Raw genomic sequence first — 24,298 nt, 5'->3', positions numbered from 1 at the left:
GCGGGTAGGCGGACTAAATGTCGTCAAGCAGCGCGCCCGCATTCGGACGAGTGTCGAGCGTAATGCCGAGCTCCTCCGACGCCGAACGCGCCGAATCGCTTTGGGTAGCAAGATCAATCGCGTTGCCGAAAGCGTCAAGAGCCTCAACGTTCAAGCACAGCGAACGCATCTCATACATGAGGACGCGGAAAGACTCAGGAATACCCGGCTCCGGGATGTCCTCGCCCTTCACGATCGAGTTAACAACCGAAACACGACCCTGCATGTCATCCGATTTGATGGTGAGCAGCTCCTGCAGAGCGTAGGCGGCGCCGTAAGCTTCAAGCGCCCACACCTCCATCTCACCGAAGCGCTGGCCACCGAACTGTGCCTTACCACCAAGCGGCTGCTGCGTGATCATCGAGTACGGGCCCGTTGAACGAGCGTGAATCTTGTCATCCACCAGGTGGTGCAGCTTCAGCATGTACGTGTAGCCAACCGCAATGCGGCCCGGGAACGGCTCACCGGAACGGCCATCGAACAACTGCGCCTTACCGCTTTCGTCAATCAGACGATCACCATCACGGTTAGGCAGAGTGTACGAAAGCAGGCCCTTCAAAGCCTCCGGCTCCAAACCGTCGAACACCGGCGTAGCAACATTCGTACGAGCCGGGGCCTTAATCCCCTCTTCTGGAATGTACTTCGCCCAGTTCTCGCCGTTCTTCACTGCCTCGGAAATGTCCCAACCCATCGCGGCAATCCAGCCGAGGTGGTACTCCAAGACCTGACCCAGGTTCATTCGCGGCGGAACACCCAGCGGGTTCAAAATAATGTCAACCGGCGTGCCATCCTCAAGGAACGGCATGTCTTCAACCGGGAGAACCTTCGACACAACGCCCTTGTTACCGTGACGACCAGCCAGCTTATCGCCGATCGTGATCTTGCGGCGCTGAGCCACGTAGACGCGCACCTTCTGCTGCACGCCCGGCTGCAGGTCATCCTCATCCGCGTTCTGCTCGCGAACACCAATTACGATGCCCGACTCGCCGTGCGGCACGCGCATCGACGTGTCGCGAACCTCACGCGCCTTCTCACCGAAGATTGCGCGAAGCAGGCGCTCTTCCGACGTCAGTTCGGTCTCACCCTTCGGGGTGACCTTACCAACCAGGATGTCGCCAGCCTCAACCTCGGCACCAATACGCACGATGCCACGCTCATCGAGATCCGCGAGCGCATCCTCAGAAACGTTCGGGAGGTCGCGGGTAATCTCTTCGTAACCCAGCTTCGTTTCGCGGGCTGCGATCTCGTATTCCTCAATGTGAATCGACGTGAGGAGGTCATCTTGCACAACGCGACGCGACAAAATGATCGCATCCTCGTAGTTGAGGCCTTCCCACGACATGTACGCAACCAGCAGGTTCTTACCCAGTGCCAGCTCGCCGCCCTGCGTTGCCGGGCCATCTGCAATCAGATCGCCAACCTCAACGCGGTCACCCTCGTTAACTGCCACAATCTGGTTGGTGCAGTTACCCGGGTTTGAACGGCCAAACTTCTCCAGGCGGTAGGAATCCGAGCCGCCCTCATCCGTCATAACGACAACGAGATCAGCAGAAACCTCGGTTACAACACCGGCACGCTTCGCGGTCACCATCTCGCCGGAGTCCATAGCGGCGCGGCGCTCAATACCGGTACCCACCAGCGGAGCTTCCGTGGTAAGTAGCGGCACGGCCTGGCGCTGCATGTTTGCACCCATGAGAGCACGGTTAGCGTCATCGTGCTCCAGGAACGGGATAGCCGCGGTGGCAACCGACACCATCTGGCGTGCCGACACGTCCATAAGGTCGATCTCTTCAACCGGAACCAGTGCCGGGTCCTCGCCCGCAATACGGCAGACCACCGAATCGTCAACGAAACGATTGTTCTCATCGAGCGCCGCCGAAGCCTGTGCGATCGGATGCGCGTTCTCTTCATCAGCCGTCAGGTAGTGGATCTCGTCCGTCACCTGGCCATCACGCACAACGCGGAACGGGGTCTCGATGAAACCAAACGGGTTGATACGCGCGTAGGTTGCAAGCGAACCAATAAGACCAATGTTTGGACCTTCAGGCGTCTCAATCGGGCACATACGGCCGTAGTGAGACGGGTGAACGTCACGAACCTCCATGCCGGCGCGATCACGCGACAGACCACCCGGACCAAGAGCCGAGAGGCGACGCTTGTGCGTTAGGCCAGCAAGCGGGTTGTTCTGATCCATGAACTGCGACAGCTGCGAAGTTCCGAAGAACTCCTTAATAGCAGCTGTGACCGGGCGGATGTTGATCAGCGAGGTCGGGGTGATCGCCTCAATATCCTGCGTGGTCATGCGTTCGCGAATGGTGCGCTCCATGCGCGCCATACCGGTGCGAACCTGCGCCTGAATGAGCTCACCCACAGCGCGGATACGACGGTTACCGAAGTGGTCGATGTCGTCAACCTCAAGCGGGAGCAGAACCGGCTCGCCGCCACGCATGCCCGGGAACTGGATCTGATCGCGCTCACGGCCGCTGGCATTACCGCGCTTATGTAGCGCAAGCAAGTACTTGACCGTAGCAACGATGTCTTCAAGGCGAAGCGTGGACTCGTCAAGATCAGCCTCAAGACCAAGCTTCTTATTGATCTTGTAACGGCCAACCTTAGCCAGATCGTAACGCTTAGGCGTGAAGTAGAAGTTATTCAGCAGATTCTGCGCGGCCTCAGCCGAAACCTGCTCACCCGGACGGATCTTACGGTAAATATCCGTAAGCGCCTCTTCCTGAGTGGTGACCGTGTCCTTCTCAAGGGTCTCCAGCAGAACCGGGTAGTCCTCGAACTCAACGCGAAGTTCCGACTCGGTCATACCCAGCGCCTTCAAGAAGTGCGTCACCGGCTGCTTACGCTTGCGGTCAATACGCACGCCAACGGCGTCACGCTTATCAATCTCAAACTCCAGCCACGCGCCGCGCGAAGGAATAATCTTCGACGAGTAGATGGTGCGGTCCGAAGTCTTATCCGCGGCGGCCTCAAAGTAGACGCCCGGAGAACGGACGAGCTGGGACACAACCACACGCTCGGTACCGTTAATAATGAAGGTGCCACGCTCCGTCATGAGCGGGAAGTCGCCAAGAAACACCGTCTGCGACTTGATCTCACCCGTAGTCTGATTCATGAAGTCCGCTTGAACATACAGCGAAGCCTCATACGTCTTGTCTTTTTCGCGGCACTCCTCAACGGTGTACTTCGGCGGTTCAAAATGGAACTCACGGAAGTCCAGTGCCATCGTGTTGCCGACATCTTCAATCGGAGAAATCTCCGCGAAGATATCCTCCAACCCCGAGGTTGTAGGTAGCTTCTGAGCGCCAGAAGCATTTGCCTTCTCAACCCGCTCACGCCACTCGTCAGTTCCAAGAAGCCACTCGAAGCTCTCCACCTGGAGGCTAAGGAGGTTTGGCGCTTGCATCGGCTCGCGCAACTGCGCGAAAGAAATTCGTTTATTCGTGTGCTTTGCGGCAGATTCGCTCTGTGCAGCCAAAGGGGATCCTTCCCTGCTTTACTAATAATCAGCGCGCACGCCTCGAACCCCTCGTGTGATCTATACCCAACCCACGCTCAGCGCATTCATTAATTGCGTGCAGGCATAGTACACCTCGGATACAGGCGTAATGATCAGAATATCTAAGAGGAGTTACGAAACTCTACCTTTCGGCGCGTGCAGTTCATCACTTTCACCAAAGCGTGTAGCATGCCGCCCACCACCAGAGCAGTTGAAAACGACATCGCGAATCAGACCCACTAATGCGTCGTTGCCAAAATAAAAGGAGCGCGCGGGAAACCCCGCGCGCTCCTTAGTAGCTTGAGTTAGAAACTACTTAACGGTGACGGTGCCACCAGCAGCCTCAATGTCAGCCTTAGCCTTCTCAGCGTCTTCCTTCGAAACACCAGAAAGGATGGTGGTCGGAGCACCCTCAACCTTGTCCTTGGTGTCCTTCAGGCCCTCGCCCGTGATGGCCTTAACAGCCTTGATGACCTGGACCTTCTTGTCGCCAGCAGCTTCAAGAACGACGTCGAACTCGGTCTGAGCCTCAGCAGCCGGAGCGTCGCCACCAGCAGCCGGAGCTGCAGCAACAGCGGCAACCGGAGCGGCAGCCTCAACATCGAACTCTTCCTCGAACTTCTTGATGAAGTCGGACAGTTCAACGAGGGTTAGTTCCTTGAAAGCATCAATGAGCTCTTCAGCGGTGAGCTTTGCCATTTTGGCACTTCCTTCCATTTATTCCTGCTGTAGAAGCAGATGTCAGTTTGATGGACCTCGGCACGGTACCGGGAATCCGGGGTGGCCTTAGGCCGCTTCTTCCTGCTTCTCGCGCAGGGCGTCGATGGTGCGCACAGTCTTGGTAGGCAGTGCGGCGAAAGCGAACGCAGCCTTGGACATTCCAGCCTTGAGGACGCCGGCGGTCTTGGCCAGCAGCACCTCGCGGGACTCAAGGTCAGCGAGCTTCTTAACATCATCAGCGGAGAGCTTCGCGCCCTCCATCACACCGGTCTTCAGAACCAGTGCGGGGTTCTCCTTAGCGAAGTCACGCAAAGCCTTCGCAGCGTCAACGACCTCGCCGTTTACAAACGCGATGGCGGTTGGGCCAACCAGGTCTTCTTCCAGGAAGTCGAAACCAACTTCCTTCGCAGCAATGGTGGCCAGCGTGTTCTTCACCACGGAGTACTGCGCGTTACCAGCCATCGAGCGACGAAGGGTCTTCATCTCCTCAACGGTCAAGCCGCGGTATTCAGTCAGCACAACAGCAGACGAAGAGCGGAAACGCTCCACTAGCTCTGCAACTGCAGCTTCCTTGTCAGGCCTTGCCATGGGCCCTCCTTCCGTGATCATCCGCCGGCCCAGAACAAACCCGGAGCGGGGAATAAAAGATCCCCGGCGCGCAAGGCACACGGGGACAGACAAAAAGTCTCACTCGTTCACCTGCGCAGGTTCCATCTGGATTACACCTCAATGAGGTACCAACGGTCTTTGGCTACCAAGTAGGCTACCCAGCCGCGGCTACAAGTGCAAGCACGAAAACACCAAAAGAAGGCAAATATGAGCGGTTTAACAAGAAAACTGGCCCCGGTAAAACCGGGGCCAGTCACGTGTTTGAAGCTAGATTAAGCAGTCTTAACCACGACATCCAACGGGATACCAGGACCCATGGTTGTCGAAACAGTAGCCTTCTTAATGTAGCGGCCCTTAGAGGAAGCCGGCTTCAGACGAATGATCTCGTCGAACACCGCGCGGTAGTTCTCCGCGAGCTGCTCAGCGGTGAAGTTCGTCTTGCCAACGATGAACGCGAGGTTCGAGTGCTTATCAACACGGAACTCGATACGACCGCCCTTAATTTCCTTAACGGCCTTCGCAACATCCATCGTTACCGTGCCCGTCTTCGGGTTTGGCATAAGACCACGCGGACCAAGCACGCGGCCCAGACGGCCAACCTTGCCCATCATGTCCGGGGTAGCAACAGCGACATCAAAGTCGGTGTAACCGCCCTGAACCTTCTCAATGAGCTCGTCGCCGCCAACCTCATCCGCGCCAGCATCGAGCGCCTCTTGAGCGCGCTCGCCAACGGCAAAGACCAGGACCCTGGAGGTCTTACCGGTGCCATGCGGAAGAGAGACGGTGCCACGCACCATCTGATCAGCCTTACGCGGATCCACACTCAGGCGGAACATAACCTCAACGGTCGCGTCAAACTTGGTGGTCGAAGTTTCTTTAGCTAGCTTCATCGCGTCGAGCGGAGCGTACAACTCACCGGGGTGAATCTTCTCGACCGCTGCGCGGTAAGCCTTTGAACGAGTAGCCATATCTGCGTTTCTCCTTGCAGTTGTGGTGTCTGTGGGCGGCTATTGCCCTGCCACGAAATAGTTAGTGGAATCAGGCCTCAACCGTGATTCCCATGGAACGAGCGGTGCCAGCAATGATCTTCATAGCCGCATCAACGTCATTCGCGTTAAGGTCTTCCTTCTTCAGTTCCGCGATCTCACGAACCTGAGCCTGCGTTAGCGAGCCCACCTTCGTGGTGTGCGGGGTGCCAGAGCCCTTTGCGACGCCAGCAGCCTTCTTAATGAGCTGAGCCGCCGGAGGGGTCTTGGTGATGAAGGTAAACGAACGGTCTTCATACACGGTGATCTCAACCGGAATGATATTTCCGCGCTGAGACTCAGTAGCCGCGTTGTAAGCCTTCGTGAACTCCATGATGTTCACGCCGTGCTGGCCAAGAGCTGGGCCAACCGGCGGAGCCGGGGTTGCAGCGCCAGCCTGAATCTGGAGCTTAATCAGGCCGACAACCTTTTTCTTCGGTGCCATAAAATTGGGTCCTTTTACTTGTCAACTTTCCAAACTGCCATGTCGCAGATTTGGGCAGTGTCCCCTCTCAACCCTCGTGTAACCGATTTTGGGCACACGAATGCTGAAAGGGTGCACGATCGATAATCATAACGCCCACGCCGCCTCTAAAGCCAGACGGCGTGGGACACATCACCCAGATGGTGACTAGTCGATTTTCTCAACCTGATCAAAGTTGAGTTCAATCGGAGTTTCGCGCTCGAAAATCATGATCGAGAGCGTGAGCTTACGCTGCTCCGGGAAGACTCCTGAAACCGTAGCCGGCATGTTCTCGAACGGGCCGTCCTTAACCGTGACAGACTCACCCACCTCGAACGTGATCGCCGGAGCAGTCACTACCTCGGCCGTCTCCTGCTGCTGCGCCTTCGAAACCCACATCGGGGCGAGCATATTAACGACCTCATCGAGGTACAGCGGAACCGGATCGCGAGCATCGCCCACAAATCCCGTAACCGCAGGAGTTTCCTTGACCACGCGCCAAGACTTCTCATTCATCTCCATGCGCACAAGCACATAGCCCGGAATGCGCACGCGATCAACCTGCTTCTTCTTACCGGCCTTCGTCAGTTCCGTTACGGTCTCCATCGGAACCTCAACCTGGTAAATCCAATCCTCAGCATTCTGCGAAACCACGCGCTGCTCAAGATTAGCCTTCACGCGGCGCTCATGCCCCGAGTAAGAATGGATGACATACCAATCACCCGGCAAGTAGGACAACTCCTCGCGCTTAGCTTCAATCGGATCAACAACCTCGGTCTCCTCGCTTGGAGCCGAAGTGGCCTCCGCGGAAGGCGCTTCCCCATCAGTTGCGGCCTCTTCCACAACCTCCTGGGAAACTGACTCCTCTACGGCCTCGGACGCGACTTCTGGAGCCTGCTCGCCTTCAAACTTCTCTTCAGTGCTTTCCTGATCCACCTAGGACCTCCTTGAACACTTCCTAAATAGGCTAAAAAAGTAACACACCCTGGGCGGAGCCTCGGGTGTGTCTATCAACGATATGAGTTTAACGCATAAGCGCGGGATTTACTATCCAAAAATCCAAACGCTCAACTGGCCAAACGCAAAATCAAGCAGACCTGTGTAAATCATGATCGAAACCACGAATACCAGCACGACCAAGAAATAGGTCCACCATTCTTCCTGGCTAGGCCAAATAACCTTCTTCAGCTCGGCAATGACCTGGCGAATGAACAGCAAGATGCGACCAAAAACGTTCAAGTCTTCCTTGACGTTTGGGTTCTGCGAAGACTTCGTCTGGTCTGACATCTTCTTCCTCCTGCATAAACTACAAAGAGCAGGGCAGGCGGGACTCGAACCCACAACCGCCGGTTTTGGAGACCGGTGCGCTACCAATTGCGCCACTGCCCTACGCTCATACCCGGCAAGCGAATATGTGCGACGTCAAGCATAACCCGACACGGCTACCAAGTCCAACTGTCACCCTCCAGTGCCAGCTTTGCGACACAAATAACAGTGGCTCATCACGTGCCGTCCAGTAATCGGGCCCGTCCTACTAATCCCGAGCTTCAGTGTTTAGGCTTAGCACGTGAGCAAAAATCGAGTATCAAAACGCCTGGGTGCCATTGCGCCATCAGCCACCCTCGCAGTATCAAACCGCGCAAAAGAACTTAAAGCCGCAGGCGAACCCGTTATCGGATTCGGCGCGGGCGAACCCGACTTCCCCACCCCCGACTACATCGTGCAGGCCGCCGTTGCCGCCGCGAATGAGCCGGCCATGCACAAATACACGGCCAACAAGGGCCTGCCAGAGTTGCGCCGCGCGATCGCGGAAAAGACTCTGCGAGACTCCGGCGTTGAGGTGGACCCCGAAACGAACATTCTGGTCACCAACGGCGGCAAGCAAGCTGTATTCCAGTCCTTTGCAGCCGTAATCGACCCGGGTGACGAAGTTCTACTTCCCGCCCCATACTGGACTACCTATCCCGAAGCCATCACCCTGGCCGGAGGCATTCCCGTTGAGGTCTTTGCCTCCGCCGAACAGGAATACAAAGTCACCGTCGAGCAACTCGAAGCGGCCCGCACCGAACGCACCAAAGCGCTCCTCTTCTGCTCGCCGTCTAACCCCACCGGTTCCGTCTACACTCCCGAAGAAGCCGAAGCCATCGGCCGTTGGGCGCTAGAAAACGACGTGTGGATCCTCTCCGATGAGATCTACGAACACCTCCTCTATGACGATGCGGAACCCGCGCACCTGCAAAAGCTTGTGCCCGAGCTTTTTGACCGCATCATCGTTATGAACGGTGTTGCCAAGACCTACGCCATGACCGGTTGGCGTGTGGGCTGGATGATTGGCCCGGCAGACGTCATCAAGGCCGCGTCCAACTTCCAATCCCACCTCACCTCCAACGTGTGCAACGTTGCCCAACGAGCTGCCCTCGCAGCCGTGTCCGGGGACCTCGCCGCCGTTGAAGACATGAGGCAAGCATTTGACCGCCGCCGCAAGAAGATGGTGGAACTACTCAGCCAAATCGACGGGTTCAAAGTTCCCACTCCGAAGGGCGCGTTCTACTGCTACCCCTCCGTTGAAGGCGTTATTGGGCGCGAGATTGCAGGTACGAAGATCGAGTCTTCCGCTGACCTTGCCGAAGTGATCCTGAACGAGGCCAAAGTTGCGGTAGTACCGGGAGAAGCGTTTGGCCCATCCGGCTTCATTCGCCTCTCTTACGCTCTAGGCGACGACGACCTTGTAGAAGGCGTAACTCGCATCAAGAAGCTTATAAACGGCGAGAACTAACCGCTTCCTTTCAATGGTGGCCAGACCCGCTTGTGGGACTCTGGCCACCATTCTTCTTGCCACGCACTTGCACTGGCCGAGCGTAAAGCGGGCGAAACTCAGCGCACTTTGACAAACTTGAAAACATGAAAGCTGAACTAAGGAAGCATTACGCGGATGATCCCAAAGCAACTGTTCTGATTCTGCACGGATACGCCGAACATCAAGGACGATACAGCCACCTGATTGACAGCCTGGTTGAAGCCGGTTTCGACGCCGTCACCTATGACCAGTACGGGCACGGCACCGCACCAGGACCTCGCGCCAGAGTTGACGTGGGCCAGCTCATCAAAGACCACCTCGAAGCACGCGAGCAGGTTCGCCAACAGATGCGCACCGAGGACCTGTTCCTATTCGGCCACTCCATGGGAGGCCTCATTACCGCCGCCTCAAACCTCATCAATCCACGAGGCGTCACCGGCGTTGCCCTCTCCGGCCCCGCATTCAGCACAGCCGGCGGCATTGAACGAGACAAAGTGCGTGCCGTTGCCAAAGCCGTACTCAAGTTCCCCGCAGGCATGCCCACCGCCTCGCTAGATGCCGCAGCAGTGAGCTCCGACCCCGACGTGATTGCCGCATACAAAGCCGACCCACTCAACTACCACGGGCGCGTGCCCTCCCGCACCGCCGCAACCATGATCTTGCAAGGTCTTGAAACGCTTGAGCGCGCCGACAAATGGCAAAACCCACTCATCATCTTCCACGGCTCCGACGACACTCTGGCAGACCCTTCTGCCTCTTGGGAGTTCTCGCAAAAAGCGCGCATGGGCGGCGCCCCCGTTGAAATGATCGAAGTTCCCAGTGCTCGCCACGAGGTTTTCAACGAACCACACGTGAACGGAATGCTCATGGAAACCCTCAACATGTGGATGTTTGGCATCCTTCGTGCCAAAGCCATTACAGACCCGCAGAACTAGGATTTAGGAGGCAGACGTGAGCCGCAGGAGCTGGCCCTAGCGGCTCGCCTTAGGCGGGAACGTGACGGTGACCTCAGAATCCATCCAGTCCGAGGTCTGCCCACCACTGTGCTCTCTTGAAGCGTGCTCTTGCTTCGGCCTCGCCAAAACGCAACGAGGTCGAAGCCGCGAGCGATAGCGTCACCGCCGCGCACCGCGCATACAGGTCAGTAGCTGCAACCTCCCTCTCAGCGCCTATTCGCCACGCTTCAAGAACCGTTTCAGACTCGGGGTACGAGCGGCATCGTCTACCCGGCAAAAACTGATCCAAGCGAGTGCGCCACGGCTCGGTTGGGGATGCGGACACCCACGAGCTTGGAGACAGGAACGGCAACACCGACACGTGGGCCAACAAACACGCGTAATCGTCCGCGCGAGTTCCTGGACCCAGCGAATCCAAATCCAACACCGTGGAAATGCGCCCTCCCCTCGTCAACAGATTCGCCTCGAAGAAATCACCGTGCGCCGGCACCAGCTGCGGGTTGGGAGTCAACATCGCATCGATTTGCTCCACCAAACGTGCAGCGGGGGCCTCCAGATCCGGCATCGACTGTCCGATCGCCTTCGCATGGTGGCGCAGCCTATCCGTCCACGACTTCTGGCGCGGCAAATCCGCCACCGCGAGTGGAAGCGCGTCCAAAACCTCTTTTATCTGACCAAACATGCGCGCCGCCTGCAACGGCTTTTGCGAAATCAGATTCGCAAGCGGCGCCCCCTGCCCGTGCGCCTGCACAATCACGCCCTCACTAGGAGTGCCGAGCACGGGTGCAAACGGAAAGTCAGAACCCTCCAAAGTAGAAATTGCCTGCAACAGGGGCTGTTCCAAACCCGGCCGCAACACCTTTGCCCACGCGCGCGGCTGGGCCCCATCGCTCACGCGCACCATCGCCCTGCGGGTCGGGCGGTAAACCACCCTCTTCAAATGTGGATCAGCGATGTCAGTAAACGCGCGCACCTTCGCCGGATCGCTCGCCCAAACCAGGCCCGGTAACTCCGGATCCCGCGGTAGCGTCCACACACTAACCTGCACCGGCGCGAGCTCTGGATCCGCGCCGAGGATTTTCGGGTCCACCCGCAACGACGCAGCAGATCCGTGGCGTACCCGCTCCGTTGAGGCCACCGTCCAAACCACCATCGCCTGCCCAGCACTTGCCAAATGCACCTCGAACACGATGGAGGCACCCGCATTGGGCCGCGCATGGGTTGAAACCACCTGCCACGAAGCTACCTCGTAATCGCTCAAATAGCGCAAACCATGCAAGACCTGCCCAGGTGGCAACGGGGGCGCCGAACGCAAAGCCGCGCCAATCAACTCCCGCGCGCCCTCGCCGGCCATGAACTCCAGCAATCTCCGATGCGAAATCACAATCCAATCCCATCACACAGGTGGTTAATTAGCTGTGTTTCGTGGAAGACTTTAGGCATGAAAGACCTAGCTGCCCTTCCCAAAGCCCACCTGCATCTACACTTCACCGGTGCGATGAGGCCCGCAACTATGGTTCAGCTAGCACAGCAAATGCGGATCCGCCTGCCCCACCACCTCCTCGAAAACGACCCCATGCGCGTGCCCGCAAACTCGCGCGGATGGTTCAGATTCCAACGTTCCTATGACTCCGCCCGAGCACTCGTGCGCACCGAAGAAGTTATGCGCCGCATCATTCACGAAGCCGCCGAGGATGACGCCGCCGAGGGCTCGCGCCGCCTCGAAATTCAGGTGGACCCCACCTCCTATGCCCCGTGGGTTGGCGGCCTCACCCCTGCCCTCGAAATCATCCTGGACGAAGCCAAAATTGCCAGCCGCGACACCGGGGTGGACATCGGCGTAATCGTTGCGGCCTCACGCATCCGCCACCCCCTCGACGCGCGTATCCTTGCACGCCTCGCCGTCCAATACGCCGGCGACCAACCCGGCGAAGTGGTTGCCTTCGGCCTATCCAACGATGAAACCGCGGGAGACACCTCCCAGTTCTCCGCCGCTTTCCGCATCGCGCGCCGCGGCGGTCTCAAAGGTGTGCCTCACGCGGGTGAACTACTAGGCCCGGCGCACGTACGCGACGTAGTCACCCACCTTAAGCCCCAGCGGCTTGGCCACGGCGTGCGCGCCTACGAAGATCCCGAGCTACTCGCCCGCCTCGTCGATGAAAACATTGCGTTCGAAGTGTGCCCCGCCTCCAACGTATCGCTCGGAGTGTTCCAAAACCTTGACGAAGTGCCCCTGCGCACCATGTTTGACGCGGGCGCCACCATTGCCCTTGGAGCCGACGATCCGCTGCTATTTCGCTCTCGACTGCTCGACCAATACGAGTTCGCCCGAGCCGCGGGATTCTCTGATTCTGAACTGGCATCGCTCGCGCGTTCTTCAATCGAGGCATCTTTGGCTTCACCCACCAACAAGGCACGCTGGAAGGGTGAGATCGACCAGTGGCTACACGGGCCAGACGACGCCGCTGCACCAGACGATTGCACGGGCGACGCGTTTCAACGCTGAAGGGAAGCAATGAGCGACTACACCGTCACGAACTCCGTCGTTTCCATTGGCGATGGGATCCTCATGCGAGTACACCGCTTTCGGCGCGACTTCATTGACGAGGGCGCTCCCACGTTCGTCCTCGTTCACGGCATCGGCGTCTCATCCGAATACTTCGTTCCGTTAGCACAGCTACTGGTTGAACATGGCGATGTGATCACGCTTGACCTGCCCGGCTTCGGTGACACCACGCGCCCACCCCACCCACTGTCCATCGCCGGATTTGCCGCCGCCGCACACAAAATCATGCGCTTCGAAGACGTAAAAAATCCCGTCATGCTGGGCCACTCGATGGGCGCGCAAGTAGTTACCGAAATGGCGGCACGCGATCCCGAGTGGATCAACCGCATCCTCCTCATCGGCCCGCCCGTCAACGCCCTAGAGCGCACATTCACCCAAGTGGGACTGCGCTTCATGCAGTCCTCCATCTTCGAACCCCTCGAAGTGAGCCGATTCGCGGTAGGCGCATACCTGCGCTCCGGCCTCCCCTGGTTCATGGAAACCCTGCCGCAAATGGTTGCCTACCCCGTCGGTCTGCGCCTGGCTGACGCCCGCGCTCGCACCTACCTCATGCGCGGCCAGCACGACGCTGTGGCACCGCGCGCTTGGCTTGAAGACCTACGCCTCGCCGCTGTCAGTAGCACCGGTGTAGACGCCCAAATTTTTGAAGTCGAGGACGGCGCGCACTCCGTTATCGTTGCGCACGCCGACGAGGTGGCCCGCGCCCTCATCGCCCTATCTCAAGAGCCGCCTGCAGAAAGCCTGACCAAAGGACAAACTGCGGCCGGGCAGGAGCAGGTCAAACAGCTTACCGAAGCCGCAGCCAGTCCCTCGCGCACGGTTGAAAGTGAAACCGGAGTATGGGAGCAGCTGCGTGAACACTCGGTAGCCTCTCCGCCGCTGTGGGCAGCCGTGCCGATCGCCCTCACCGATTACGCTCGCTCCGGCGTGCAGGCGGTGCGCGCCACCCTGATTCGCAGCCGACTTGCCGGGCAATCCGCCGAAGCTTTGCGACTAGAGGGAGCTCCAGTTTGCATCGGCATTCCCGGCATCATCGAAACCAGCGAGCACCTGCACGTTGCCGGTCACGCCCTGCGCGGCGCCGGATGGGACGTACACTTTGTGCCCGCCCTCGATCACCTAAACGGGCCCATTCCCCTCTTTGCCCGTAGGTTAGAAAAATACCTCGTCGATAAAAACCTGCAGGACGTTGTGCTGTTCGCACACTCCAAGGGCGGGCTCATCGGCAAAACCGTCATGACCGGCCCGCAGGGGTGGCGCATCCGCGCCATGGTCACACTGGGCACGCCCTACGCGGGATCTCCCCTGGCTAACTACGCCCCCAAACTGCTACGGGTTGCTGACATGCGCACCGATGCTCTCAGCCTGCGAACGCAGTACGAAGACATTCGCGTGAATCCGCGCATAACCTCAATCCAAGCCCGATGGGACCAGCAAGTGCCCACCGGCTCGTGGCTACCCGGCGCGCGCGTAGTCACTGCCAACATCTACGGTCACAACAACCTGCTCACGGCGCCCGAAGCCCTGCGAGTGCTCGTAGCTGAAATGGAACGTCACAAGCCACGCGTGTAAGCGCTGTTTAAGCGTTGGCCGCGAGCGGCGGCAAATCCCAACCCACGCGAACAGGTTCGGGAACCAGCTCGATCTGCCACTTCTTCCACACTCCATCGCGCACCGCTTCGGCAAGGTGTGCCACGTCCTCAAGGGAAGCCGACCCCGTATTCGAGATTGCCAGGACATGGTCCGAAGACAAAGCGGCCCCCGAAGCTGGATCCAACTTAAACCCGCGGTCAAAACCCGAATGATTAATCAACCAGGCAGCCGAGACCTTAACCACACCCTCCTCTACACTATCCACGTCAGGCACGCTACCTGCAGCCGCAACCTTGCGGACCGGGAACACAGGAGCGTCCTGCGGCAGTTGTTTAGCCGCGTCCTTCGAAATGATCGGATTTGTGAAGAAAGAGCCCGTGGACCACGTATTACGATTCGCGTCATCAAGCACCATCGACTTGCCCCGACGTAGCTCCAACACCGCCTCACGCACATCCCGCTGATCCGCTCGATCACCAACCTGCACGCCAAGAGCTTGCGCCAACTGGCCATACCCAATCGGCAAAGATAGCGAGGCGTGCGTGAACTGGAACTCCACCCACAACACAATCCAGCGGCCCGTTGGCCCCCACAAACGTCCCTGCGACAGCGACGAATCATACGTTGAACGCTTGAGCACCGACGTACGGTAGCCAAACTCTAAATCAGTTAACATTAGCGTCTTCCGGCGCTTCTCCAGCCGGTCATAAACACGGATCGCCGAGATCGTGTCCGCAACCTCTTTGCCGTAAGCCCCCACATTCTGCACCGGCGATGCACCCACAGTTCCCGGAATGCCAGACAGAGCCTCCAAGCCCGACCAATCATTCTGCACCGCAGCGGCCACGAACTCATCCCACGCCATGCCCGCATCCACACGAACCACAGCGCCGCCACAGCCCGTGTCATGCACCAGCGTGTAGCCCGAGCGGCCATCGCGCACCACAACGCCTGCAAACGGCTCATCCGCCACCAGCAGATTCGAACCACCGCCCAGCATCAGTACCGGCTTGCCTGCCTCATCTGCGGCACGCACCGCCTCAACAATCTCATCCTCACTACGCGCGACAACAAAGCTTTCCGCTTCACCGCCCACGCCCAGCGTGGTCCAATCAGCCAGGCGCTTCGAACCCTCGTCATACTGACGATTCGAGTGCACCGACGTCACCGGACTCGGATTCGGCGTCCGTGGGAAAAAGCTACACGTATCCATATCGACCTCTCTCACGCCCGTTCACTAGGCGATGGCGCAAGCAGAGCCAAACCGGCAGTGCCTACGCCTCCTCATCAATATAACGAGCCAAGTACAAAGACAACAGCACCGGAAGCGCCACGAAGCCCAGCGCGCTGCGGTAGCCCACCCACTGTGCAATATGACCAATCACCGGCGGGCCAACCAAGAACGCGCCATAACCAATGGTGGCCAGCACCGAAATGCGGGCGGCCGTCATCTTCGGATCCGTTGACAGCGCTGAGGCCGCCGTGGGGAACCCCAGCGAAGCACCGATAGCCCAGCCCGCAATACCCGCCATAGCCAGCCACGGCCACGGCGATAGTGCAAACAGGATCAATCCCACTACCGCAATCGCGAGGAACACCTGAAGCATCGGGCGCGGGCTCCACCGCCGTTGCATGCGCGGCGTTAAAAGCCTAGCTGCTGTCAACACCGCCAAGAAAAAGGCAAGCGCTGCAGTACCCATCGCGTGCGAAACATCGAAACCATCAACAACCGCCAGAGGAATCCAGTCGTTTGCCGCGCCCTCTGTCAAGCCCGTTCCGATAACCATCACGCCGATCAAAATCGTGCGCTTCTCACGCCACGCAGCCTTTGTGCGCTTCGCGTTTGACGCACCCGACTCGTCCGTTGATATTGCTGCCACAATCCACTGGGGCACATACATCAGCCCCGTTAAAAACATGAGGACGATGGTTGCAACTATGACGCCCAACAGGTGAGCTCTTACCCCCACATGCAAGTACGTCATCAGCACACCCGATAGTGCAGCAGTTACCGTACCAATCGAGTAGGCAGCGTGATACCACGGCATAACTCTCCTACGCGAGAGCGCCTCAACGTAACCGGCCAAAATATTCATGGTCGTGTTTGCCACGGAAGTGCCGACATTTGCTACGAACAGAGAAATAGCGAGAAGCAAAATATTGCCTTGATCGAGAGTTACGATCACCGCCAACATTCCCACAGACCACAGTAAAAAGCCCGCCCACGCCGTCACTCGCGGGCCGAAACGACCCGCGATTGGTCCCGTAGATGGAAGTGCGATAACCGAACCCAACGAGCCAATCAGGAGGACGTTGCCTAGCATTGCCGGATCCAACGAAAAAGCATCCCGAATAGACGGGATACGCGAAAGAAATGAAGCGAGGGTGAATCCAGAAAAAAAGAACGTTATCGCCGTCGCATACGACGCGCACGTGTACACAACTGAATCCGGCCTAGGAATATCCACTGCATCCCCCTCTTCTAACCTGATAGTACAGGCCCGCAAAGCGCAAACACGAGTTTGCGCAAAACAAAAGAGCCCCCATAACACTGGGGGCTCTCAAACCCGAACTTAGCGAGTTTCGCGGTGCAGCTTAGATGAGCGGCAACGCGGGCAATACTTCATAAGCTCGAGACGATCCGGCGTGTTACGACGGTTCTTCTTCGTAATGTAGTTGCGCTCCTTGCACTCCGAGCAGGCCAGAGTAATCTTAGGGCGAACGTCAGAAGCCTTGCTAGCCATCCCTTTTCCTTTCAATCTGCTCGGCGTTTCCTCATTGAGGATGAGCCGGTAGCGGGGGCGGGGCTCGAACCCGCGACCTCACGATTATGAGTCGTGCGCTCTCACCAACTGAGCTACCCCGCCGCTTGGGGGTTTGTAAACACTGCCTGTGCCCACAAACAGAGCCCCGAAAGGGAATCGAACCCTTGACCTTCTCCTTACCATGGAGATGCTCTGCCGACTGAGCTATCGGGGCAACGCGTGCAACTTTACTCGAATATAAGCCGCGGGGGCAACCCGCAGAACCGAGTTAATCGTCACACAGCCTTTCGGCTTGTGGCGGAGGAGGGATTTGAACCCCCGAAGCATAACGCGGCTGATTTACAGTCAGCTCCCTTTGGCCGCTCGGGCACTCCGCCATCGTCTCAAACATTCACAGCTTGGCGACGCCAATGAAGACTATCAAACCTGAACCACAAAACGCCAATTCATTCAGGCATAAAACCGCGGTTAGTGACGCATGTCCTACACGCGCGCCAACCGTGCCTCGAAAACCTAATATCCAGCCATCCGCTCAAGACGCTCAATGCGCTTTTCCATAGGCGGATGCGTGGAGAACAAACTGCGCATACCCGCTCCCCTGAACGGGTTAGCGATCATCATCGCAGCGGTAGTTTCACGCGACGGAGAAGGCTGTAGCGGCGACATTGTATTGCCACGCTCCAACTTGCGAAGCGCTGAAGCAAGCGCCAACGGATCCCCCGATAACTCAGCACCATCATGGTCAGCGTCAAACTCGCGCGTCCTCGACACCCCCATCTGCAGCATCGTGGCTGCAAACGGAGCCAACAGAATCATCAATAAACCCGCTATCGGATTGCCGCCCTCGTTATTTCGACCGCCGCCGAAGAAAAATGCAAACTGAGCGATCGACGTTATTATTTGCGCCATGCCAGCAGCTATCGTTGACGTCAAAATATCGCGGTTATACACGTGGCTAAGCTCGTGCCCAAGCACGGCCCTAAGCTCCCTATCATCCAATAGCTGCATAATGCCGCTAGTGCAACAAACCGCGGCGTTCTGCGGGTTTCGGCCCGTTGCAAAAGCGTTCGGAGTGCTCGTTGGGGCAATATATAAGCGAGGTTGCGGCTGGCCTGCACGCGCAGACAGCTCCTCTACCATCGCGTACAGCTGCGGAGCCTCCTGCGGTGTCACCGGTTGGGCCCTCATTGACCGTAGCGCCAGCTTGTCCGAATTCCAATACGTGTACAGGTTCATACCAAACCCAAGCACAATCGAAACGAACAACCAGGAACTATTGCCAGTGCCGCGAGAAATAACCCAGCCAATAAGCACCACCAGCGCCCACATAGCCGTCAATAAGCCAGCCGTTTTCAAACCGTTTTTACTCATACTCAACCTCAAAGATGCCAAATCCTAGGACTTACCCTAAATGTGAATACTTAAAGATTGCTAAAAAACCGCCGAATAACCCATTAAATAAGCCCGTGGGATGGCGACTTTAATCACCACCCCACGGGCTTAAACTGGGTTGAAAACTTTATTCGCCCGGCCGACCAATCAGATCCGTGTCCCCAAGATCCTGCCCCTGCGAGATGCGAATCATGGCCTCGCGTGAAACCACCTTCACGCGTTCACGGCCACCGCGGCCACCCACGACCTCACCGAAGTCTGCACCAAGCCTTTGCTCATACTCATCCAAAAGCTCCCAACCGTGCCACTCGGTGTAACGCACACCGCGATCCTTCAGTAGCTCAATCATCGCGTCATGCCCAACGGCTGCCGAAGTCGCATGAAGCTTACCCGCCTCCGCGTCCTCCACCAACATCGCAATCGTCTCTTGTGCGTCCGATTTTGTTGAGCCAATCAGACCCACCGGACCGCGCTTCACCCAGCCGGTGGTGTAAAGACCCGTGACAGGCTCACCCGCCTCGTCAACCACGCGCCCAGAAACGTTAGGAATCACGCCGCGCTTATCATCAAACGGCACACCTTCAATCGGGCTGGAGAAGTAGCCAATCGCGCGGTAAACCGCCTGCACGGGCGTTTCCACAAACTCTCCCGTGCCGCTCACCGAACCGTCACCATTCAGCTTCGTGCGCTCCGTACGGATTGCCGCTACGTTACCTTGTTCATCCGCCACAATCTCACTAGGCGAATGGAACATGTGGATGTGAATGCGACGGCTGGCCGTGTGCTCATCCTCCATCGCGTAGTTCGTCAGCGTCTTCACAACCTGCTTCGTCTGATTGGACGCGCGGATGGCCTCCTGAGAGCCCTCGTCAAAATCAAAGTCTTCCTCGTAAACGATTACATCCACGTCTGGCTGCTTGCCGAGTTCGCGAAGCTCCAGCGGCGTAAACTTCATCTGCGCCGGGCCGCGCCTACCAAACACATGCACGTCCGTCACCGGATTCTTAGCCAGGCCCTCGTACACGTTCTGCGCAATCTCGGTAGTCAACATGTCATCCGCGTGCTTCGCGAGGACACGCGCCACATCCAGCGCCACATTACCTGCGCCAATGACCGCAATCTCCTTGGCCTCCAGCGGCCATTCACGCGGGTAATCCGGATGCGAGTCATACCAGTACACAAAATCCGCCGCGCCATACACCTGGGGCAGATCCGCGCCCGGAATGTTAAACGGCTTATCGCGATCCGAACCCGTTGCGAAGATTACGGCATCATAGTGCTCGTGAAGGTCCTCAACCGTAATGTCCTTGCCCACGTGCACATTACCGAGCAGGCGAATATCGCCGCGCTGCAAAATCTTGTACAGCGCCACAATGATCTGCTTAATGCGCGGGTGATCTGGCGCCACACCGTAACGAACAAGGCCGTAGGGTGCGGGAAGCTGCTCGAACAGATCAATTGCCACATCCAAACCGGACTTAGACAAAATGTCGGCCGCGTATATACCCGCCGGGCCGGCTCCAATAACAGCAACATTTAGTGGACGCGTAGAGCTCACTTACTTCCCTCGATCCTACGGATTAATAATGCAACCTATAGTTTACGAAAATGCGGGGCCTTATTTCTACAGGACTTCTCTCACTCCTGCGCCGCCCTGCGCTTTTGTACCGATCAAAAACGCCCCTTTTGAAAGGGGCGTTTTACAAGTTCAGCTTGATTAAGCCATGCGGTCAACCGCCGCGTTGGCAAACTGAACCAGAGCTTCCTTCACCGGCGAATCCGGGATGGGCTCGAGTGCCTCCAAAGCTAGATCGGCCCATTCGCGGGCTTTTGCCCTCGTCTCGTCCAACACCTCGTGATGCTTCAAACGCTCTACAACAGAGGCAAGGAGGTCATCATCAGTGAGGTCACCACCGTCGATGTCAGCCAAGAGTTTCTTGCCATCTTCATTCAGGAGACCGGCCTCCGCGTGCCTACGCAAAAGGAGCACCGGCATCGTGGCAACACCCTCAACCAAATCAGTTCCGGCGCTCTTCCCCGTCAGTGCTTCATCAGAGGCAAAATCAATCACGTCGTCAGCAATCTGGAACGCCACGCCAACCCGCTCACCGAAGACGCGCACCGCATCCACCAGCGCATCGTCCGCATCTGATAGCCAACCGCCAAACACAGCGGATGCGGCGATCAAAGAACCGGTCTTATCTGCCAATACTTGAATGTAGAAGTCGACCGGATCCGCGTCTCCCGGACCAAACGTCTCGTGAAGCTGGCCCATGCAGAGGCGCTCAAAAGTCTGCGCGTGATACTCAATGATCCTCTGACCCAGCTTCGACACCAAAAGCGAGGCCCGAGAAAACAATACGTCTCCGGCCAAGATAGCGCGGTTGTTGCCCCACTGTAGTTGAGTTGCAGTCACTCCCCTACGCTGTGGTGCCGCGTCCATTACATCGTCATGGTAAAGCGTTGCCAGGTGGGTCAGCTCAACCGCGGTTGCAGCTGCCACGATCTGATCAGAAGCAGGCTGGCCTTCACTACCCAAATGCGCACAAATGAGAGTGAGTGCAGGGCGCAACCGCTTTCCACCAGCTTTAGCAAGGTGCGAAAGGAGCTCGTGGATAAGGTCATCCGACCCCTTCACCGAATCAGTGAGCAACTGCTCAACTCGGGAGAGGTCGGATGACACCTGCTCTTCTAGAGCTTCAAGCGAAAACTTCGAATCCGTCACGGTAGCAATACAACCACATTTGCCAACGCATCAAGAATCGGCTGCGGGAACACGCCCAGCAGGATCGTTGCCACAGCGGCGACAACAACTGCAATGAACGTGTAGCCTTCCGACTTCACAACCACGGTGTTTTCACTAGGTTCGGTGAAGAACATGAGAACCACCAGACGGAAGTAGTAGAACGCCGTGATTGCCGAAGCTACGAGAGCCAGGATTACAAGGCCGGTATAGCCAGCGGAGATACCATCTGCAAACACTACGAACTTGCCGATGAATCCGGACGTTAGCGGGATACCCGCAAACGAGAGTAGGAAGATCAGCATGGCGCCAGCCACAAACGGCGACTTGCGGCCAAGACCAGCCCAGCGGGAGATCTCGGTAGCCTCACCCGTAATGTTCGCGTTCTCATCAGCTTGACGCACCAGTGCAACCACGCCGAACGCACCAACCGTGGCGATGCCGTAACCCAGCAGGTAGAACAGGACCGAACCCGCGCTACGCGAGGTGGCCGCCAGAACTCCAATGAGAACGAAGCCGGCGTGAGCGATCGATGAGTACGCGAGTAGTCGTTTAATGTCGGTCTGAACCAGACCAACGAACGTACCGATCGCGATGGTGAGCGCTGCAACCGCTGCGAGGATCCAAATCAGATCCCATTCGAGGCGGACACCGATGGTCAGGTAAATACGAACCATCGTCGCAAAAGCCGCAACCTTAACGGCTGCCGCCATGAAACCAGTAATCGGCGTTGGAGCACCCTGGTAGACATCTGGCGTCCACGCGTGGAAAGGTGCGGCACCAACCTTAAACAGAAGGCCGACCATAACCATGAACACACCAACGATGAGCATCCAGTCCATGCCCGGGATCATCGGAACCTTGACCGAGATTTCGCTCAGGACCACCGAACCAGAGAAGCCGTACAGGAGCGCGCCACCCATCAGGACAAACGCGGATGCGAATGCGCCGAGAAGGAAGTACTTCAGCGCAGCCTCCTGTGACAGCTGGCGACGACGGCGAGCCGTTGCCACCAGAATGTACAGGGGTAGGGAGAGCACTTCGAGGGCAACAAACAGTGCGATCAGCGTGTTTGCCGCGGGGAACACCATCATGCCGCCAAGAGAGAACAGCACTAGTGGGAAGATTTCAGTACGCTGGTAGCCCTTCGCGATCGAGAGGTCTTCATCCGACGAACCGGGGCGATCCGAAGGCTGGGCAGCAAATGCTCCATCACCGAGCTCAGAACGATCCGCGATTACGAGGAGCGCTAGGAACGCTACAACCAAAAGCAACGCCTGGGTTGCGAGCGTTAGCGTATCTTCGATGTACTCCCCGTGTGCTAGAGGAGTCTGTGCGATCTCGGTCCAGCGCGCCACGATGGCGACGAACGAGACCACTACCGCAATGATCGAAAGCAGAACCTGCGTACCGCGGCGGGCCTTGTGCGGCACAAACGCTTCAACAAGGACGCCGATTACAGCGGCTCCGAGAACGATCAGAATTGGGGCAAATGAGACCCAGGCGATCTGCGGGGCTTGAGTTACAAGATCCATTAGTTGTTGCTCCCTTCCGTGCCATCGAGCAGAGTGGATGCTCCGGCGCTGTTAACGAGCTCAATGCGCGGCTGCAGGTGCTCAATAGCACCGTCAGCAACCGGGTTGAGTGCACTTACCAGAGGAGCAGACCAAATACCGAGAACAACCATTGCCACGATAAGCGGGGCGATTACGCCCTTCTCGCGCATGTTCATGTCGGTGAACTTCTCTGCATTTGTTGGCGGCCCCGTGAAGATCGCCTGGTATGGGATCAACAGGTAGAGAGCCGCTAGAACTACACCCAGCACCGCGAAGATGGCGGCCAGCGGGTTAATCTTCCACGTGCCAAGAAGCACCATGAACTCGGGCACGAAGCCTGACAAGCCCGGAAGCGCAACCGAGGCGAGGCCGGCAACTAGCCAGGTGCCCGCAATGACCGGGGTTACGCGCTGCATGCCACGGTAGGCCGCGATCTCTCGCGTTCCTCCACGCTCGGTGAGGAAGCCGGAGATCAGGAACATCGCCGCGATCGAGACGCCGTGCGCAACCATGTAGAACATGGCGCCCACCAGAGCCACGTGCGAGCCGATGTAAATACCAAGGACCATGAAACCGAAGTGCGACACGGACGTGAACGAAACGAGTCGCATAAGGTCTTTTTGCCCAATGGCTGCCAGGCTGCCGTACAGAATCGAAATGACAGCGAGAACAATGATGACCGGAGCGGCCGTGCTCGAAGCATTAGGGAAGAGCGGTAGGGCCAGGGCGATCATTCCGTAGGTGCCGATCTTGTCGAGGACACCGACCAGCAGAACGGACGTGCCAGGCCGAGCAGCCGCAGCTGTATCGGGTAGCCACGTGTGAACTGGAACCATCGGGGCCTTAATCGCAAATGCGATAAAGAACGAGATGAAGATCCACATCTCTACGTTCGACGCCATCGGCGTTCCGGAAAGATTTTCCATGAGGAACGCGTTTGGACCGTGATCGGAAACCACCCACAGGCCGATAACACCGGCAAGCATGATCAGGCCACCAAACAGCGAGTAGAGCAAGAACTTCAATGCTGCTGCGCGAGCGTTCTTGCCACCGAAACGGCCAATCATGAAGTACAGCGGAATCAGCATCGCCTCGAAAGCAATGTAGAACAGAACCACGTCGCGGGCCGCAAAGATCAGCACCATGAATCCCTCAAGAATGAGGATCAGAGCCATGTACATGCTGGACTGGCGAGCCCCGTCGCGCTTGCCCGCGTCCTCGCGCCAACCGGCGATGAGGACGATAGGTACGAGCGCAACCGCGAGTATGATCATCGCCATCGCGAGCTGGTTAACACCAAGACCCCAACTAACACCGATCGCTGGAATCCAGTTCTTTGTTTCAGCGAGCTGGTAAGCATTAGCAGCAGACCAGTCGAGGGCGGCCGCAGCCGCAACGCCAAGAGCCAGCTCGACGATCGACACCACGAGGGCGATGGGGCGACCGATAACGCGCAACGGCGCCACGGTTACCACCAAGATGCCCGCGATCATTGGTAGGGCGATCATAATGGACAGCCACGGGATTGAAGCTGCCGAGATAACTTGCATTTCCATCAGTTTCCTC

20 protein-coding genes and 4 tRNA genes are annotated in these 24,298 nt (G+C 57.8%); 4 read left to right on the top strand and 20 right to left on the bottom strand.

What is annotated here, in order from left to right:
• Positions 1 to 13 precede the first annotated feature (13 nt).
• The 8 genes from rpoB to HMPREF2891_RS02840 all read right to left on the bottom strand — a co-directional run bounded on the left by rpoB (position 14) and on the right by HMPREF2891_RS02840 (position 7,753).
• On the bottom strand, positions 14 to 3,454 hold the full coding sequence (gene rpoB, locus HMPREF2891_RS02875; RefSeq protein WP_374048018.1) for a DNA-directed RNA polymerase subunit beta: 3,441 nt from the start codon (positions 3,452 to 3,454) through the stop codon (positions 14 to 16).
• A 405-nt stretch (positions 3,455 to 3,859) separates the two neighbouring features.
• Complete coding sequence (gene rplL, locus HMPREF2891_RS02870) at positions 3,860 to 4,246, bottom strand: 50S ribosomal protein L7/L12 (RefSeq protein WP_070663825.1); 387 nt, start codon at positions 4,244 to 4,246, stop codon at positions 3,860 to 3,862.
• Positions 4,247 to 4,333: 87 nt separating this feature from the next.
• Positions 4,334 to 4,855: a 50S ribosomal protein L10 gene (rplJ, locus tag HMPREF2891_RS02865; protein ID WP_034507028.1), complete on the bottom strand. Its 522-nt coding sequence runs from the start codon at positions 4,853 to 4,855 to the stop codon at positions 4,334 to 4,336.
• A gap of 293 nt (positions 4,856 to 5,148) precedes the next feature.
• Positions 5,149 to 5,844, bottom strand: coding sequence for a 50S ribosomal protein L1 (rplA, locus tag HMPREF2891_RS02860; protein ID WP_016444149.1), 696 nt, complete (start codon positions 5,842 to 5,844; stop codon positions 5,149 to 5,151).
• 70 nt (positions 5,845 to 5,914) lie between these two features.
• Positions 5,915 to 6,346 (bottom strand): 50S ribosomal protein L11, encoded by a 432-nt coding sequence (gene rplK / locus HMPREF2891_RS02855; RefSeq protein ID WP_016444150.1) that lies wholly within the window; start codon positions 6,344 to 6,346, stop codon positions 5,915 to 5,917.
• A 186-nt stretch (positions 6,347 to 6,532) separates the two neighbouring features.
• On the bottom strand, positions 6,533 to 7,300 hold the full coding sequence (gene nusG / locus HMPREF2891_RS02850) for a transcription termination/antitermination protein NusG (protein ID WP_034507033.1): 768 nt from the start codon (positions 7,298 to 7,300) through the stop codon (positions 6,533 to 6,535).
• 111 nt (positions 7,301 to 7,411) lie between these two features.
• Entirely contained in the window at positions 7,412 to 7,651 is a 240-nt protein-coding gene (gene secE / locus HMPREF2891_RS02845; protein WP_034500361.1) for a preprotein translocase subunit SecE, read from the bottom strand.
• 29 nt (positions 7,652 to 7,680) lie between these two features.
• Positions 7,681 to 7,753 (bottom strand) — tRNA-Trp (locus tag HMPREF2891_RS02840).
• A gap of 178 nt (positions 7,754 to 7,931) precedes the next feature.
• Between HMPREF2891_RS02840 and HMPREF2891_RS02835 the strand changes: the two genes are divergently transcribed.
• Together HMPREF2891_RS02835 and HMPREF2891_RS02830 are read left to right on the top strand one after the other, a co-directional pair.
• Entirely contained in the window at positions 7,932 to 9,140 is a 1,209-nt protein-coding gene (locus tag HMPREF2891_RS02835) for a pyridoxal phosphate-dependent aminotransferase (RefSeq protein ID WP_070663824.1), read from the top strand.
• 125 nt (positions 9,141 to 9,265) lie between these two features.
• On the top strand, positions 9,266 to 10,096 hold the full coding sequence (locus HMPREF2891_RS02830) for an alpha/beta hydrolase (protein ID WP_070663823.1): 831 nt from the start codon (positions 9,266 to 9,268) through the stop codon (positions 10,094 to 10,096).
• A gap of 73 nt (positions 10,097 to 10,169) precedes the next feature.
• Here the strand turns inward: HMPREF2891_RS02830 and HMPREF2891_RS02825 are convergent, their stop codons facing one another.
• Positions 10,170 to 11,501, bottom strand: coding sequence for a phosphotransferase (locus tag HMPREF2891_RS02825; RefSeq protein WP_148131698.1), 1,332 nt, complete (start codon positions 11,499 to 11,501; stop codon positions 10,170 to 10,172).
• A gap of 57 nt (positions 11,502 to 11,558) precedes the next feature.
• Between HMPREF2891_RS02825 and HMPREF2891_RS02820 the strand changes: the two genes are divergently transcribed.
• Positions 11,559 to 12,623, top strand: a complete 1,065-nt coding sequence (locus HMPREF2891_RS02820) for an adenosine deaminase (RefSeq protein WP_070663821.1) — start codon at positions 11,559 to 11,561, stop codon at positions 12,621 to 12,623.
• Positions 12,624 to 12,632: 9 nt separating this feature from the next.
• Positions 12,633 to 14,255 carry an alpha/beta hydrolase gene (locus HMPREF2891_RS02815; RefSeq protein ID WP_070663820.1) on the top strand — a complete coding sequence of 541 codons (1,623 nt, stop codon included), beginning with the start codon at positions 12,633 to 12,635 and terminating at the stop codon, positions 14,253 to 14,255.
• A 7-nt stretch (positions 14,256 to 14,262) separates the two neighbouring features.
• Here the strand turns inward: HMPREF2891_RS02815 and HMPREF2891_RS02810 are convergent, their stop codons facing one another.
• The 11 genes from HMPREF2891_RS02810 to HMPREF2891_RS02760 all read right to left on the bottom strand — a co-directional run bounded on the left by HMPREF2891_RS02810 (position 14,263) and on the right by HMPREF2891_RS02760 (position 24,288).
• Positions 14,263 to 15,435 (bottom strand): UDP-N-acetylmuramate dehydrogenase, encoded by a 1,173-nt coding sequence (locus HMPREF2891_RS02810; protein ID WP_233187600.1) that lies wholly within the window; start codon positions 15,433 to 15,435, stop codon positions 14,263 to 14,265.
• Between the two features lie 115 nt (positions 15,436 to 15,550).
• Positions 15,551 to 16,744 (bottom strand): MFS transporter, encoded by a 1,194-nt coding sequence (locus tag HMPREF2891_RS02805; protein WP_186822279.1) that lies wholly within the window; start codon positions 16,742 to 16,744, stop codon positions 15,551 to 15,553.
• A 105-nt stretch (positions 16,745 to 16,849) separates the two neighbouring features.
• Positions 16,850 to 17,020, bottom strand: a complete 171-nt coding sequence (rpmG, locus tag HMPREF2891_RS02800) for a 50S ribosomal protein L33 (protein ID WP_016444173.1) — start codon at positions 17,018 to 17,020, stop codon at positions 16,850 to 16,852.
• A 49-nt stretch (positions 17,021 to 17,069) separates the two neighbouring features.
• Positions 17,070 to 17,143 (bottom strand) — tRNA-Met (locus HMPREF2891_RS02795).
• Between the two features lie 39 nt (positions 17,144 to 17,182).
• A tRNA-Thr gene (locus HMPREF2891_RS02790) sits at positions 17,183 to 17,255 on the bottom strand.
• 81 nt (positions 17,256 to 17,336) lie between these two features.
• Positions 17,337 to 17,418: transfer RNA gene (locus tag HMPREF2891_RS02785), tRNA-Tyr, on the bottom strand.
• Between the two features lie 136 nt (positions 17,419 to 17,554).
• Entirely contained in the window at positions 17,555 to 18,412 is an 858-nt protein-coding gene (gene htpX / locus HMPREF2891_RS02780; RefSeq protein ID WP_070663818.1) for a zinc metalloprotease HtpX, read from the bottom strand.
• Between the two features lie 148 nt (positions 18,413 to 18,560).
• Positions 18,561 to 19,991 (bottom strand): FAD-dependent oxidoreductase, encoded by a 1,431-nt coding sequence (locus tag HMPREF2891_RS02775; protein ID WP_070663817.1) that lies wholly within the window; start codon positions 19,989 to 19,991, stop codon positions 18,561 to 18,563.
• A gap of 159 nt (positions 19,992 to 20,150) precedes the next feature.
• Complete coding sequence (locus tag HMPREF2891_RS02770; protein WP_070618189.1) at positions 20,151 to 21,158, bottom strand: polyprenyl synthetase family protein; 1,008 nt, start codon at positions 21,156 to 21,158, stop codon at positions 20,151 to 20,153.
• Positions 21,155 to 22,711, bottom strand: coding sequence for an NADH-quinone oxidoreductase subunit NuoN (gene nuoN, locus HMPREF2891_RS02765; protein WP_034507100.1), 1,557 nt, complete (start codon positions 22,709 to 22,711; stop codon positions 21,155 to 21,157). The genes HMPREF2891_RS02770 and nuoN overlap by 4 nt, the downstream gene beginning before the upstream one ends.
• Positions 22,711 to 24,288: an NADH-quinone oxidoreductase subunit M gene (locus tag HMPREF2891_RS02760; RefSeq protein ID WP_070663816.1), complete on the bottom strand. Its 1,578-nt coding sequence runs from the start codon at positions 24,286 to 24,288 to the stop codon at positions 22,711 to 22,713. The genes nuoN and HMPREF2891_RS02760 overlap by 1 nt, the downstream gene beginning before the upstream one ends.
• Positions 24,289 to 24,298 lie beyond the last annotated feature (10 nt).

The sequence above is a fragment of the Actinomyces sp. HMSC065F11 genome (assembly GCF_001813085.1).
Classification (GTDB): Bacteria; Actinomycetota; Actinomycetes; order Actinomycetales; family Actinomycetaceae; genus Gleimia; species Gleimia europaea.
The sequence above is the reverse complement of the archived record's forward strand: the minus strand, read 5'-3'. Positions and strand labels throughout refer to the sequence as shown.